At 74.5% G+C, this 14,723-nt stretch carries 13 protein-coding genes; 10 read left to right on the plus strand and 3 right to left on the minus strand.

Annotation, left to right across the window (positions count from 1 at the left end):
* The first annotated feature begins 3 nt into the window (after window positions 1-3).
* Together ACI79P_RS16875 and aspS are read left to right on the plus strand one after the other, a co-directional pair.
* A complete protein-coding gene (locus ACI79P_RS16875) occupies window positions 4-987 on the plus strand; it encodes an aldo/keto reductase (RefSeq protein ID WP_456582212.1) in 984 nt (327 codons plus the stop codon).
* A 40-nt stretch (window positions 988-1,027) separates the two neighbouring features.
* On the plus strand, window positions 1,028-2,803 hold the full coding sequence (aspS, locus tag ACI79P_RS16880) for an aspartate--tRNA ligase (protein ID WP_456582213.1): 1,776 nt from the start codon (window positions 1,028-1,030) through the stop codon (window positions 2,801-2,803).
* Window positions 2,804-2,981: 178 nt separating this feature from the next.
* On the opposite strand, the gene ACI79P_RS16885 is transcribed toward aspS, so the two are convergent.
* Window positions 2,982-3,479, minus strand: a complete 498-nt coding sequence (locus ACI79P_RS16885) for an ASCH domain-containing protein (protein WP_456582214.1) — start codon at window positions 3,477-3,479, stop codon at window positions 2,982-2,984.
* A gap of 18 nt (window positions 3,480-3,497) precedes the next feature.
* On the opposite strand from ACI79P_RS16885, the gene ACI79P_RS16890 reads away from it, so the two are divergent.
* The gene (locus tag ACI79P_RS16890) at window positions 3,498-4,589 is read left to right on the plus strand and encodes a pyridoxal-phosphate-dependent aminotransferase family protein (RefSeq protein WP_456582215.1); all 1,092 of its coding nucleotides are present in this window, start codon (window positions 3,498-3,500) and stop codon (window positions 4,587-4,589) included.
* 71 nt (window positions 4,590-4,660) lie between these two features.
* Here the strand turns inward: ACI79P_RS16890 and ACI79P_RS16895 are convergent, their stop codons facing one another.
* On the minus strand, window positions 4,661-5,533 hold the full coding sequence (locus ACI79P_RS16895) for a DUF559 domain-containing protein (protein ID WP_456582216.1): 873 nt from the start codon (window positions 5,531-5,533) through the stop codon (window positions 4,661-4,663).
* Between the two features lie 178 nt (window positions 5,534-5,711).
* A complete protein-coding gene (locus ACI79P_RS16900; RefSeq protein WP_456582217.1) occupies window positions 5,712-6,572 on the minus strand; it encodes an aldo/keto reductase in 861 nt (286 codons plus the stop codon).
* A gap of 35 nt (window positions 6,573-6,607) precedes the next feature.
* Between ACI79P_RS16900 and ACI79P_RS16905 the strand changes: the two genes are divergently transcribed.
* From ACI79P_RS16905 to ACI79P_RS16935, 7 genes are all read left to right on the plus strand, one after another.
* Window positions 6,608-7,945 (plus strand): replication-associated recombination protein A, encoded by a 1,338-nt coding sequence (locus ACI79P_RS16905; protein WP_456582218.1) that lies wholly within the window; start codon window positions 6,608-6,610, stop codon window positions 7,943-7,945.
* A 99-nt stretch (window positions 7,946-8,044) separates the two neighbouring features.
* Window positions 8,045-8,470 (plus strand): DUF948 domain-containing protein, encoded by a 426-nt coding sequence (locus tag ACI79P_RS16910; RefSeq protein WP_456582219.1) that lies wholly within the window; start codon window positions 8,045-8,047, stop codon window positions 8,468-8,470.
* Window positions 8,470-8,763: a hypothetical protein gene (locus ACI79P_RS16915; RefSeq protein ID WP_456582220.1), complete on the plus strand. Its 294-nt coding sequence runs from the start codon at window positions 8,470-8,472 to the stop codon at window positions 8,761-8,763. Before ACI79P_RS16910 ends, ACI79P_RS16915 begins: the two co-directional genes overlap by 1 nt.
* A gap of 50 nt (window positions 8,764-8,813) precedes the next feature.
* Window positions 8,814-11,498, plus strand: a complete 2,685-nt coding sequence (gene alaS / locus ACI79P_RS16920) for an alanine--tRNA ligase (RefSeq protein WP_456582221.1) — start codon at window positions 8,814-8,816, stop codon at window positions 11,496-11,498.
* A gap of 5 nt (window positions 11,499-11,503) precedes the next feature.
* Window positions 11,504-12,178, plus strand: coding sequence for a Holliday junction resolvase RuvX (gene ruvX, locus ACI79P_RS16925; protein ID WP_456582222.1), 675 nt, complete (start codon window positions 11,504-11,506; stop codon window positions 12,176-12,178).
* A gap of 16 nt (window positions 12,179-12,194) precedes the next feature.
* On the plus strand, window positions 12,195-13,916 hold the full coding sequence (mltG, locus tag ACI79P_RS16930; protein WP_456582223.1) for an endolytic transglycosylase MltG: 1,722 nt from the start codon (window positions 12,195-12,197) through the stop codon (window positions 13,914-13,916).
* Window positions 13,909-14,715, plus strand: coding sequence for a shikimate dehydrogenase (locus ACI79P_RS16935; protein ID WP_456582224.1), 807 nt, complete (start codon window positions 13,909-13,911; stop codon window positions 14,713-14,715). The genes mltG and ACI79P_RS16935 overlap by 8 nt, the downstream gene beginning before the upstream one ends.
* Window positions 14,716-14,723: the final 8 nt, after the last annotated feature.

Consider the following 14,723-nt stretch of genomic DNA (forward strand, 5'->3'; position numbering starts at 1 on the left):
TCGATGGAGCAGCGACCGCTCGGGAAGACCGGCGCCGAGGTCGGCGTGATCGGGTTGGGCACCTGGCAGCTCGGCGGCGACTGGGGTGACGTCGACGAGGACACCGCCACCGACGTCCTGGACGCCGCGCTCGACGCGGGGGTGACCCTGCTCGACACCGCCGACGTCTACGGCGACGGCCGCTCCGAGGAGCGGATCCGCAAGGCGCTCGCACCCCGGGCCGACCGGCCGTTCGTGGCCACCAAGGCCGGCCGCCGCGCCGACCCGTTCGAGGCGGCGCAGTACACCCCGGAGAACCTGCGCGCCTGGGTCGACCGCTCGCGCCGCAACCTCGGCGTCGACACCCTCGACCTGGTGCAGCTGCACTGCCCGCCGACCGCCGTCTACTCCGACCAGCGCGTGTACGACACGCTCGACGCTCTTGTCGCCGACGGCTCGATCGCGGCCTACGGCGTCTCGGTGGAGACGGTGCAGGAGGGGCTCACCGCGCTGCAGCACGAGGGCGTCGCCACCATCCAGGTCATCCTCAACATCTTCCGGCGCAAGCCGCTGGAGGAGCTGCTGCCCGCCGCTGCCGCCGCCGGGGTGGGCGTCCTCGCCCGCGTGCCGCTGGCCAGCGGGCTGCTCACCGGCAAGTACGACGAGTCGACGACGTTCCCCGCCGACGACCACCGGAACTTCAACCGCAACGGCGAGGCCTTCGACGTCGGCGAGACCTTCGCCGGCGTGCCGTTCGACGTCGGCGTCGCGGCGGCCCGCGAGGTCGCCCAGATCGCCGGCGACGCCGTGCCCACCGCCGCCTTCGCGCTGCGCTGGGTCATCGACCAGCCCGGCGTCACCACCGTGATCCCGGGGGCGCGCAACGTCACCCAGGTGCGGGGCAACGTCGCGGCCGCCACCATGGCGCCGCTCTCCGACGCCCAGCTCGCCGACCTCGAGCGGCTGTACGACGAGCGCATCCGCGCCCACGTGCACGACCGCTGGTAACCGCTCCACCGCTCCCTCCACCCACCCGAAGGAATCCCCCGTGCTCCGCACCCACGACGCCGGAACGCTGCGCGCGTCCGACGCCGGCACCACCGTCACCCTCGCCGGCTGGGTCGCCCGCCGCCGCGACCACGGCGGGGTGGTCTTCCTCGACCTGCGCGACGCCTCCGGGTACGTGCAGGTCGTCGTCCGCGAGGAGGAGGCCCACCACCTGCGCAACGAGTACTGCGTGCTCGTCACCGGCGAGGTGCGGCGCCGCCCGGAGGGCAACGAGAACCCCGAGCTGCCCACCGGTGAGATCGAGGTGGCGACCTCCGAGCTGCGGGTGCTGTCGACCGCTGCGCCGCTGCCGTTCCCGATCGAGACCGACCAGGCGGCGTCGGACGACGTCCGGTACCGGTACCGCTACCTCGACCTGCGCCGCCAGGGCCCGGCCAGGGCGATGCGGCTGCGCTCGGAGATCAGCCGCATCGCGCGCGGGGTGATGGCCGGGCACGGGTTCACCGAGGTCGAGACGCCCAACCTGACCCGCTCCACCCCGGAGGGCGCGCGCGACTTCTTGGTGCCGGTGCGGCTGCAGCAGGGCAAGTGGTACGCCCTCCCGCAGTCGCCGCAGCTGTTCAAGCAGCTGCTGATGATCGGCGGACTGGAGCGCTACTACCAGATCGCCCGCTGCTTCCGGGACGAGGACTTCCGCGCCGACCGGCAGCCGGAGTTCACTCAGCTCGACTTCGAGATGAGCTTCGTCGAGCGGGACGACGTGCTGGCGATCGCCGAGGACGTCGTCCGGGCGCTGTGGCGGGAGCTGGCGTCCTACGAGATCCCCGAGATCCCGCGCATGACCTACCGCGAGGCGATGGACCGCTTCGGCTCGGACAAGCCCGACCTGCGCTTCGGCATCGAGCTCACCGAGCTGACCTCCTACTTCGCCGGGACGCCGTTCCGCGTGTTCCAGGCCCCCTACGTCGGCGCCGTCGTCATGCCCGGTGGCGGCTCGCAGCCACGGCGGGCGTTCGACGCGTGGCAGGACTGGGCGAAGTCGCGCGGCGCCCGCGGGCTGGCGTACGTGACGATCGCCGAGGACGGCACCCTGGGCGGGCCGGTCGCCAAGAACATCTCGGAGACCGAGCGCGCGGGGCTGGTCGAGGCCGTCGGGGCGGAGCCGGGTGACTGCGTCTTCTTCGCCGCCGGCGCCCGCCGCTCCTCGCAGGAGCTGCTCGGGGCGGCGCGGAACGAGATCGCCAAGCGCCTCGATCTCGTCGAGCCCGGCACCTGGTCGTTCCTGTTCGTCGTCGACTTCCCGATGTTCGAGGAGACCGAGGACGGCGACTGGACCTTCATGCACCACCCCTTCACCTCGCCCACCCCCGAGTGGCGCGACCGGTTCGCCGAGGACAAGGGCGCGGCGCTGTCCGACGCCTACGACATGGTGATCAACGGCAACGAGGTGATGAGCGGTTCGGTGCGCATCCACGACGCCGAGCTGCAGGAGCGGGTGTTCGAGACCCTCGGCATGTCCCGCGAGGAGGCCCGCGAGCGGTTCGGCTTCTTCCTGGAGGCGTTCGCCTACGGGCCGCCGCCGCACGCGGGCGCCGCGCTCGGCTGGGACCGGCTCTCGGCGCTGCTGTCGGGGGTGGACTCGATCCGCGAGGTCATCGCCTTCCCGAAGACGGGCGCCGGGTTCGACCCGCTGACCGGCGCGCCGACACCGATCACCGAGGCGCAGCGCAAGGAGGCGGGGATCGACGCGAAGCCGGAGGAGCCGCCGCTGCCCGGCGAGCCGGGTGCTCCCGGCCCCTCCGACCCGACGAAGTAGCCCTCCGTCCCGCCCCGAGCGTCGGACGGGCCTCCGTCCGGCGGAGCCGGCCGGGGCACGGGGCGCCTGGGGGGTGGTAGGGCTCTGCCCACGTGAGGTGGGCAGAGCGCGACTGGCGCGGGAGCAGTGTGGTCGTAGCCCCGAGGTCGCCCGAGGTCGGCGCCCGGCGGGGAGGGGATCAGTCGGCCACCTCGGGCGGCCAGACGACCCGGAAGCGCTCGAAGACCACCTCGAGGTCGTCGGACCAGCTCCGGCCGCGCCGGGGAAGGGTGCGCCGGAAGTAGCGGTCGTGCTCGCGCAGCCAGCTGTCCCGCGTCCGGTCGCCCTCGCCCTCGTCCCGGGCGAAGGCGTCGTCCACGCTGCGCAGCGGGCCCAGCCGCAGCTCCGTCGTCCGGAGGACGCAGCGCGGCGCACCGCTGCCCTCGCACGCCACCCAGAGCCCGCCGATGCGCGGCAGCGGCTGGCCGTCGTCGAGGAAGTCGACGACCAGCGCCGCCGTCGCCCGCTTGGTGCCGGCGAGCACCAGGCCGATCAGCTCGTCGGCCAGCGCGGCGCTGTCGCCGAACCGCTCGACCGCGGGCTCCTCGGGCGGTGCGGCGGGCAGGGTGGCGGCGTACTCCCGGTGCATCGCGAGCGCGGCGGTGCGGTCCAGGTCGCCCGGCTGATCGGTGGCCACGCCGGTAGTTTGCAGGGCATGCCGCTGCGTGCCCGCACCCTGCTCGGTCCCGGTCCGTCCAACCCCTACCCGGAGGCCATGGTCGCCCTCGGGCAGCCGTTGCTCGGCCACCTGGACCCGCTCTTCCTGCAGATCCTGGACGAGACCTCCGACCGCCTGCGACAGGTGTTCGGCACGGCGAACCGCCGCACGCTCCCGCTGTCGGCCACCGGCTCGGCGGGGATGGAGGCCGCCTTCGTCAACACCGTGGGCCCGGGCGACGTCGTCGTCGTCGCGGTGAACGGCCTGTTCGGGCAGCGGATGACCGACGTCGCCGCCCGGTGCGGGGCCGAGGTCGTCGCGGTCGACCACGAGTGGGGGCAGCCGGTCGACGCCGAGCGCGTCCTGGCGGCGCACCCGTCGCCGAAGCTCATCGCCGCCGTGCACGCCGAGACCTCCACCGGGGTCCGCTCGGACCTCGAGCCGCTGGCCGCCGGCAAGGGGGACGCGCTCCTGCTGGCCGACTGCGTCACCTCGCTGGGCGGCATCCCGGTGCGACTGGACGAGTGGGGTGTGGACCTGGCGTACGCCGGCTCGCAGAAGTGCCTGGGCGTCCCGCCGGGGCTGGCCCCGTTCACCATCTCCGACCGGGCCTGGGAGCGGCGGGTCGAGAGGCCGCAGAGCTGGTACCTCGACCTCGGGATGCTCGGTGGCTACGCGGGTGAGGCCGCCGGGTCCGGTGGGCGCACGTACCACCACACCGCGCCGACCGGCATGGTCGTGTCGCTGCACGCCGCGCTCGGCCGGATCCTCGACGAGGGGCTCGACGCCGTGCACGCGCGGCACGCCGAGGCGGGCCGGCTGCTGCACGAGGGGCTGGCCGAGCTGGGCCTGGAGCTCTTCGCCGCCGAGGGCCACCGGCTGCCGGAGCTGACGACGGTGAAGGTGCCCGAGGGCGTCGACTCGGCTGCCGTCCGCAAGGAGCTGCTGGAGCGGTACGACCTGGAGATCGGCGGGGGAGTGGGTGCCTACACCTCGACCGTCTGGCGGATCGGCCTCATGGGGCCCAACGCCGCCCCCGACCGGGTCGCGCTCGTGGTCGCGGCGCTGCGGGACGTCCTCGGCCGCTGACGGCTCACCTGCGGTTGATCATGGTCATGTGGCTGGCCCCGGCAGCGCGTCGGCCGGCCACCTGCCGATGATCAACCGCGAGGGTCCCGCCAGCCGCGGCTGAGCAACGCCCGACGGGTGCGGTCGAGGACCACGGACGGGGTCCGCAGGTGCCGCCGGGCGAACCTCAGGACGAGCCAGCCGTCGGCCGCCATGAGCGAGTAGCGGTCGATGTCGCGGTCGAACTGGTCGCCCTCTGCGTGCTGCCTGCCCTCGTACTCCAGCGCGACCTTCCACTCCTCGTAGCCGAGGTCGGCGTGCGTCACGGCCCGACCCCGCCGGTCGTGCACCGGCGCCTGTGGTACCGGTGTCGGGAGGTGGCTCACCGCCAGCCAGTACCGGATGACGCTCTCCGGGTGCGACATGGCCAGCGGCGACAGCAGAGGCGTGCACTCCCGCGCGCGGACGACGCCGCGCACCCGGGCCGCCCGTGCCAGGCGTCGCGCCAGGGAGACCGGGTCGAGGTGGCCGGCCCGCATGAGGGCGTCACCGACGGCGACCAGGTCGCACGGCCTCAGCGTCTCGGCGAGGTCGAGGTAGGTCTGCGCACCGGAGGTGAGGCGGAGACCCAGGTGCTGGACGACGTCCTCGGCCAGCAGCCGGCGCGCGTGCGTCACGAACTCAGCTCGCTGCGGGAGGACCCGTCGCGGGGTCAGGACGATGTGCGCCCGGCGTGGTGTGTCGACGGGCGCGCCCAGGAGTGCGGCGGCGGTCCCGTGACTGAAGGCCGCGTCCGCGGGGAGCACGCGGGCGAGCAGCTGCAGCCGCTCGGCCTCGTCGACGGCGTCGTCCAGCCGGGCGGTGAAACCGTGTGCGAGTCGCACGAAGGAAGGGCCGCGGAGGCGAGCGCGGGTGAGACCGGCCGCCCGCGCCTCGCTCGTCGTCCAGGTCGGGGGGAGGGACATGCCGCCGACGCTGGTCGCCCACGTGGCTCCGGCCGAGGCGTCGCCGGGATCTGTGGATCGCTACGGGTGCTGTGGAAGCGGCCACCTCGCGTTGATCATCGTCATCCGGCTGGCCGACACGCCGGTCGGGCCGACCAGATGACGATGATCAACGAGGAGAAGGGGGAGAGGGCGAGGGTCAGGCGGCGTCGAGCCGGGCCAGCTGCTCGGGGGAGAGGGTGACCTCGGCGGCGGCCGCCGAGTCGACGACGGACTGCACCCGCGACGCGCCCGGGGTCGGCACGACGGCGTCGCTCTGGGCGAGGTGCCAGGCCAGCGTGACCCGGTACACCGACACCCCCAGCTCGTCGGCCACCTCCGCGAACGCGGGCGCGGCCGAGCCCAGCGACCCCGCGGCGGAGACGCCGCCGAACGGGCTCCACGGCAGGAAGGCCAGGCCGTGGCCCGCGCAGTGGGCCAGCTCGTCGGCGGAGAAGCGCCAGCCCGGCGAGAACTGGTTCTGCACGCTCACCAGCGCGTCGCCGACGATCGACCGGGCCACGTCGATCTGCGCGATGTCGGCGTTGGAGATGCCCACCATGCGCACCAGCCCGTCGTCGGCCAGCTGCCGGAGCGCCCCCATCGACTCCTCCCAGGGCGTCGCCGGGTCCGGCCGGTGGAACTGGTACAGCCCGATGGCGTCCACGCCCAGGCGCCGCAGCGAGTCCTCGCAGGCCCGCCGCAGGTAGGCCGGCGTCCCGTCGAGCTCCCAGTCGGTGCCGCGGCGGGTGTGCCCGCCCTTGGTCGCCACCAGCACCGAGGAGGTGTCACCGCCGTAGCGGGCCAGCGCCCGCGCGACCAGCGTCTCGTTGTGCCCGAACTCCGCCTCGTCGCGGGCGTAGGCGTCGGCGGTGTCGATGAGCGTCATGCCTGCGTCGAGCGCGGCGTGCACGACGGCGACGGCGTCCTCCTCCGACGGGCGCCCGTCCTTGGTGGACAGGGGCATCGCGCCCAGCCCGATGGCGCCCACGGTCACGTCCCCGATGCGTCGCTGCTCCATGGGGCTGTCGTGCCCCGCGGGTAGCGTTCCGACTCGTGAGTTCGCTGTTCGACCCGTCCCCGGACGACGCCGGCGCGCCGGTCGTCGACCCGGGCGCGCCGCTGGCGGTGCGCATGCGCCCGCGCTCGCTGGACGAGGTGGTCGGGCAGCAGCACCTCCTGGGCGACCGCGCGCCGCTGCGCCGGCTGGTCGAGTCCGACGAGCCGATGTCGCTGGTCCTGTACGGCCCGCCCGGCACCGGCAAGACCACCCTCGCGCACGTCATCTCGCTGGCCACCAAGCGCCAGTTCGTCCAGCTGTCGGCGCTGGACTCCGGGGTGAAGGAGGTGCGGGCGGTCATCCAGAGCGCCAAGCGGGAGCTCACCTACGCCGGCCGCCGCACCGTGCTGTTCATCGACGAGGTGCACCGCTTCTCCAAGACCCAGCAGGACAGCCTGCTGTCGGCGGTCGAGGACCGGATCGTCAGCCTGATCGCCGCGACCACCGAGAACCCGTTCTTCTCCGTGGTGAGCCCGCTGCTGTCCCGCAGCCTGGTGCTGGCGCTGCAGCCGCTCACCGACGACGACGTCCGCCGGCTGCTGCACCGGGCGCTCACCAGCGAGCGGGGCCTCGACGGCGCCGTCACGCTGACCCCCGAGGCGGAGGAGCACCTGGTCCGCATCGCCGGCGGCGACGGCCGCAAGGCGCTGACCGCCCTCGAGTCCGGCGCCGGTGCCGCCCGGGCGGTGGGTGCCACGGAGATCGACCTCGCCACGCTGGAGACGGCGGTCGCTCAAGCAGCGGTCCGCTACGACCGGCAGGGCGACCAGCACTACGACGTCGCCAGCGCCCTGATCAAGAGCATCCGCGGCAGCGACGTCGACGCGGCCGTGCACTACCTGGCCCGGATGGTCGAGGCGGGGGAGGACCCGCGCTTCATCGCCCGGCGCCTGGTGATCAGCGCCAGCGAGGACATCGGCATGGCCGACCCCACCGCCCTGACCACGGCGGTGGCCGCCATGCAGGCGGTGCAGTTCATCGGCATGCCGGAGGGCCACTTCCCGCTCGCCCAGGCCGTCGTCCACCTGGCCACCGCACCGAAGTCGAACGCGGTGACGGTGGCGATCGGGGAGTCGGTGGCCGACGTCCGCGCGGGGCTGGCCGGACCCGTGCCCCCCGGGCTGCGGGACGCGCACTACGCGGGGGCGAAGAAGCTCGGCCACGGCAAGACCTACTCCTACCCCCACGCCCACCCGGACGGCATCGTGGCCCAGCAGTACCCGCCCGACGCGCTGGTGGGCAGGGACTACTACCGCCCGACCAACCGCGGCGTCGAGGCCCGGCTCGGGGAGCGCCTGGCGAAGCTGCGCGCGATCCTGCGCCGCACGCGTTGAGCCCACGGCGGGGCACGGACGGCTCGGCGGGCCCGCGACTAGTGTGACGACGCCGGAACGTCGCCCCCGGCGCCCCACCCCCTCAGAACAGGAGCACGCGTGTCCGCAGGAGAGATCGCCGGGCTGATCGCAGCCGGGGCCCTGGTGCTGCTGGTGGTGCTCGTGGCCGTCCCGCTGCTGAAGCTCGGCCGCACGCTCGACGAGACCACCCTGACCATCCGCCAGGTCCGCGAGCAGAGCGCGCCGATCCTCGGCCAGGCCAGCACCACGGTCGCGCACGTGAACAGCAACCTGGAGCGCGTCGACGACATCACCGGCAACGCCGCCAACGTCTCCAGCAACGTCGCCGCGCTCACCAGCGTCGTCGCCGCCACCCTGGGCAGCCCGCTGATCAAGGTCGCCGCGTTCAGCTACGGCGTCCGCAGCGCCGCGAAGAAGAAGCGGGAGGGCCAGGCGATCGCCGAGGCCGCCCGCCGCGACAAGGACGCGCGCCGTGCGCGCCGGGCCGCCCGGCGGGCCGCCTGATGCGCCGGCTGTTCTGGCTCGCGATGGGGATCACCATCGGGGCGCTCGTCGTCCGCAAGCTCTCCGCCGCCGCCGAGAGGATGACGCCGGCCGGCATCGGGGCCTCGATCGCCGAGGGGCTGCGCGACCTCGCCGACGCCATCGGTGACTTCGGCGCCGACGTCCGCGAGGCCATGAGCGAGCGGGAGCAGGAGCTGCGCGCCGGCACGGGGCTCGACGCTCCGCTGCCGGACCCGTCCCAGGTCGAGCTCCCGGCCCGCCGCCGTGGCGGCGCGCACGCCGCCGACCTCTGACCCACCGGCCCGCTCCCCACCCGCAGCGGGCCCCGCAGAACTGAGTTGAGATGCAGACCGCCGAGATCCGCCGCCGCTTCCTCGAGCACTTCGCCCAGCGCGGGCACACCGTCGTCCCCAGCGCCTCGCTGGTGTCGCCCGACCCCTCGCTGCTGTTCACGGTCGCCGGCATGGTGCCGTTCATCCCGTACCTGACCGGCCGCGAGCCCGCCCCCTTCCCGCGGGCCACCAGCGTGCAGAAGTGCGTGCGCACCCTCGACATCGAGGAGGTGGGCAAGACCACCCGCCACGGCACGTTCTTCCAGATGAACGGCAACTTCTCCTTCGGCGACTACTTCAAGGAAGGAGCCATCGAGCACGCCTGGGAGCTGATCACCGGGCGGCTCGAGGACGGCGGGCTGGGCTTCGACCCCGACCGCATCTGGGTGACGGTCTACCTCGACGACGACGAGGCCGCCGAGGCCTGGCACCGCATCGCGGGCCTGCCGGTAGAGCGCATCCAGCGGCTGGGCAAGAAGGACAACTACTGGCACACCGGGGCGGCCGGCCCGGGCGGCCCCTGCTCGGAGATCTACTTCGACCGCGGCCCGCAGTTCGGCCCGGACGGCGGGCCGCTGGTCGACACCGCGGGCGACCGGTTCCTGGAGATCTGGAACCTCGTCTTCATGCAGTACGAGCTCGCCGACGTCCGCAGCAAGGAGGAGTTCACGGTCCTCGGCGAGCTGCCGAAGAAGAACATCGACACCGGCATGGGCCTGGAGCGGGTGGCCTTCCTGCTGCAGGGCGTCGACAACATGTACGAGATCGACGAGGTCGCGCCGGTGCTGCGCCGGGCCGCCGAGCTGTCGGGCGTCACCTACGGCAAGGACGTCGAGGCCGACGTCCGGCTGCGGGTCGTGGCCGACCACGTGCGCAGCGGGCTGATGCTCATCGGCGACGGCGTGACCCCGGGCAACGAGGGGCGCGGGTACATCCTCCGCCGGCTGCTGCGCCGCGCCGTCCGCTCCATGAAGCTCCTCGGCGTCGACGAGGCGACCCTGCCCGAGCTCCTGCCGGTGTCGAAGGACGCCATGAAGGCCAGCTACCCCGAGCTGGAGACGGACTTCGCGCGGATCTCGGCGGTGGCCTACGCCGAGGAGGAGGCGTTCCGCCGCACGCTCGCCTCCGGGACGGCGCTGTTCGACACCGCCGTGACGCAGGCGAAGAAGGCGGGCACCCCGACGCTGTCGGGGCAGCAGGCGTTCTCCCTGCACGACACCTACGGCTTCCCGATCGACGTCACCCTCGAGATGGCCGCCGAGCAGGGCGTCACCGTCGACGAGGAGGGCTTCCGCGCGCTCATGAAGGAGCAGCGCGACCGCGCCCGGGCCGACGCCCGCGCCAAGCGCACCGGGTCGGTCGACGTCCTGGCCTACCGCCGGCTGCTCGCCGAGCACGGGCCCACCGACTGGCGGGCCTACGAGGCGTTGCGCACCGACTCCCGCGTGCTCGGCATCGTCGCCGAGGGCGAGGACGAGGGTGCGCGCCCCGCCGGGCCGGGCGAGATCACCCGGGTCGTGCTGGACCGCACGCCGTTCTACGCCGAGTCGGGCGGCCAGGTGGCCGACGCCGGCATCCTCACCTGGGACGGCGGCCGGGCCGAGGTGATCGACGTCCAGCGCCCGGTCAAGGGTCTGGTGGCCCACCAGGTGCGGGTGCTCGAAGGGGAGCTGCGCGCCGGCGCCGAGCTGACCGCCGAGGTCGACCGCGAGTGGCGGCTCTCGGCCTGCCAGGCGCACTCGGGCACCCACGTGGTCCACGCCGCGCTGCGCCAGGTGCTGGGCCCGCAGGCGCTGCAGTCCGGCTCCTACAACCGGCCGGGCTACCTGCGGCTGGACTTCGCCTGGCAGGGTGCGCTCACCCCGCAGCAGCGCAGCGACATCGAGGACGTCGCCAACGCCGCCGTCCGCGCCGACCACAAGGTCACCGCCCAGTACATGACGCTGCCCGAGGCGCAGGCGTTCGGCGCGCTGGCGCTGTTCGGCGAGACCTACGGCGAGCAGGTGCGGGTCGTGGAGATCGGCGGCCCGTGGTCCCGGGAGCTCTGCGGTGGCACCCACGTGCGCGGCAGCGCCCAGATCGGCACGCTCGCGCTCACCGGTGAGTCCTCGGTCGGCTCGGGCTCGCGCCGGGTCGAGGCCGTCGTCGGGCTGGAGGGTTTCCGCTACCTGGCGCGCGAGCGGGACCTGGTGCGCCAGCTGGCCGAGATCCTCAAGTCGCCGCAGGACGGCCTCGTCGAGCGGGTGAGCGGCATGGTCTCCCGCATGCGCGACCTGGACCGGGAGCTCGCCGACCTGCGCGCGCAGCAGGCGCTGGCGGCCGCCGGTGAGCTGGCCGCGTCGGCCCGTGACGTCGGTGGCGTCGCCGTCGTCACCGGCTCGCCGGCCGGCCTCGGCGGGGGTGATCTGCGCACCCTGGCGCTCGACGTCCGCGGCCGGCTGGGCGCCGATCGGGCGGCGGTCGTGCTGCTGGCGTCGGAGTCCGGTGGCAAGGTGGCGCTGGTGGCGGCACTGAACCCGGCCGCGGTCACCCGGGGGCTGTCGGCCGACGACGTCCTCAAGGCGGCCTCGGCTCCCGTCGGCGGCCGCGGAGGCGGCAAGTCCGACGTCGCCCAGGGGGGCGGAACCGATCCCGCGGGTATCCCCGCGGCACTGCAGGCCGGCGAGCAGGCGGTCGCGACCGCCACGGGAAGGTGACCAACGTGTCCGACACCGAGTACAACCCCGAGGACACCGGCCCGGTCGGTGGCCGGCGGCGCGAGCTGCCGGCGGTCCCGCCGGCGCGTCCGCGCCCGACGACGGGGGAGCAGCCGACGTACCACCCGACCACCGAGATCGACCTGAGCCAGGGCTTCCCCCCGGTGAAGCACGAGACCACCGAGATCGACCTCTCGGGCGGCTGGCCGCAGCACCTGCAGATCCCCCCGCGCCGCCCCGGCGCCGGGCGCGCCCGCGGCCGGGTGCTCGGCGTCGACGTCGGCACCGTGCGGGTCGGGCTGGCCCTGTCGGACGCCACGGGGACCCTCGCCAGCCCGCTGGAGACCCTCCGCCGGGCCAAGGACGGCGCGGACCTGGACCGGCTGGCCGCCCTGGTCGTGGAACACGAGGTGTCAGAGGTGGTGGTGGGGGAGCCGGTGCACCTGTCGGGCGCCTCCGGTGCCTCGGCGCAGGATGCTGCCGATTACGCACAGGAACTGGCCGACCGGATCCCGGACGTGCCCGTGAACCTGATCGACGAGAGGCTCTCGACCGTGACCGCAGCCAGCCACCTCCGGGAGGGCGGCGTCGACAGCCGTCGCCAGCGCGCGGTGATCGACCAGGCCGCCGCCGTGGTCATCCTGCAGCAGTACCTCGACAGCCGGCAGGCGCCCTCATGACCGAGCGTGCGAGGGCATGCATGAGCGCAGCACCGCTGGTCTCGAGGACGACGAGCGGCAGCGAGGCGTCCTCGTGACCGCGCCCGGCGGGAAGCCGCGACGGGGGAGGCACGCGTCCGACGACGGGACCGGCGGCATGCCGGCACCGTTCCGGACCGGCTCCGGTGCCTCTGCCGCGGGTGGCTTCCCGCCGGGCCGCTCCGGCGACGAGACCGGTCCGCTCGGCGCGGCGGGCGGGTGGTCGGACCACCCGCTGACCTCGCGGCACGCCGACCGGGACGACCACGGCTTCGGCGCCCAGCACCCGTCGGCGCCGCTGCCGCCGCTGCCGGGCGGTGCGTGGGGCCGGCTGCGGCCCCGCGAGGACGCCGTGGACGACGACGCGACCGTCGCCGCGCCCCGGCTCTCCGCCGGCCCCGACGACATCCCCGACGAGCCGCCGGCCCGGCCCGGCGCGGACGACCCGACCGGCGGGCTGGACGTCATCGGCGCGAAGGGCGACGACGACCGGCCGCGGCGGCGCGCGCGCCCCCGCCGTCGCATGGGCGACGAGACCGCTCCCGAGCCGGCCGACGTGCACGCGCACGACCACTCCGCCGTCCACGAGGACCCCGACGGAGGCGGCCTGCTGCACGACGACGAGATCCCGATCGCCCCCTACGACGCGCGCACCGACGCCCAGCGCCGGCGGCGGCGCCGCCGGCCGCTGGCCATCGGCCTGGCGCTGCTCGTCCTCGGCGGCATGGTCGTGGGCATCGTCCTCGCCGGCCAGCAGCTGCTCTCGATGATCGACCCGGCCGCCCGTGACTACCCAGGCCCGGGCACCGGGAGCGTGGACGTGCGCGTGCAGGAGGGCGACACCCTCACCGACATCGCGCGCACCCTCGCCGACGCCGACGTCATCGCCTCCACCGGCCCGTTCGTGGACGCCGCGCAGGCTGAGCCCGCGGCCACGGGCATCCAGCCCGGCGTCTACAGCCTCCGGCTGCAGATGAGCGGGCAGGGGGCCCTGGAGATGCTCCTCGACCCGGCCTCCCGCCAGGTCTCGCGGGTGACCGTGCCCGAGGGCTTCACCGTGGACCAGGTCCTCGCCCGGCTGGCGGAGGAGACCGGCACCCCGCTCGCGGAGCTGCAGGCGGTGGCCGACCCCGCGGCGCTGCCCCTGCCCCCGTACGCGGGCGGGCAGCTCGAGGGCTATCTCTTCCCGGCGACCTACGACTTCGAGCCCGGCACCACGCCGCAGGAGATGCTGCAGCGGATGGTCGAGACGTTCAACGGGGTCGCCGCACGGCTGCGGCTGGAGGAGCGGGCCGCCGCCCTCGGGCGCACACCCGGTGAGGTGGTCACCATCGCCTCGATGATCCAGTCGGAGACGCGCCTCGACGAGGAGCGGGCCGACGTCGCCCAGGTCATCTACAACCGGCTGGAGGCCGGCATCGCGCTCGGCATCGACGCGACGCTCGCCTACGGCCTGGACAAGAGCGGCAACGAGCTCACCGTGACCGACCTGCAGACCGACAGCCCGTACAACACCCGCACCCGCCAGGGCCTGCCGCCCACGCCGATCAGCTCGCCGGGCGAGGCGAGCCTGGAGGCGGCGCTGGCCCCGAGCACCGGCGACCTCCTGTACTACGTGCTCGAGTCGCAGGACGGGACGCACTTCTTCACCAGCGACTACGCCGAGTTCCAGCAGGCCCGCCAGCGGTGCGCCGACGCCGGCCTCGGGTGCGGTGGCTGACCGGCCGCAGCGGGCAGCGGTCCTCGGGCGGCCGGTGAGCCACTCGCTCTCGCCGCTGCTGCACCGCGCCGCCTACGCGGCGCTGGGGCTCTCCGGCTGGACCTACGACGCCTTGGACGTCGGGGCCGAGGAGGTGCCGGTGCTGCTCGCCGGCCTCGGGGACGAGTGGCGCGGGTTCTCGGTGACGATGCCGTGCAAGCAGGCCGCCGTCGCGGTCGCCGATGTGGTCGAGCCGCTGCCGCGGCTGCTGGGCGCGGCGAACACCCTCGTCCGCACCGACGCCGGCTGGCGGGCGGAGAACACCGACGTCGCCGGTGTGGGCACGGCCCTGCAGGTGGCCGGTGTGGACGAGGTGGGGCACGCGGCGGTGCTCGGCGCCGGGGGGACCGCGGCGGCCGCCGCCGTCGCCCTGGCCTCGCTGGGCGCGGAGCAGGTCGACGTCGTCGTGCGGGACCCGGCCCGGGCGGGTGACGTGGTGCGGGTGCTGCAGACCCTCGGCGTGCGGGCCCGGGTGCTCCCCCTGGAGGGCGCCCGGGTGGCGGCCCCCGTCGTCGTCAGCACCGTGCCGGTCGGCGGGCAGCCGGCCGTGGCCGCCCTCGAGTGGCACCCCGGGCAGACGGTGCTGGACGTCCTGTACGCCCCCTGGCCCACCCCGCTGGCCGAGACCGTCTCCGCTGCAGGCGGCACGGTGATCGGCGGGCTCGAGGTCCTCTTCTGGCAGGCCACCGTGCAGGTGGAGCTGATGACCGGGGAGCCGGCCCCCATCGGCGCCATGCGCGCCGCGCTCGACGCCCGCTGACCCGCCCG

The sequence above is a fragment of the Blastococcus sp. SYSU DS0510 genome (assembly GCF_054050835.1).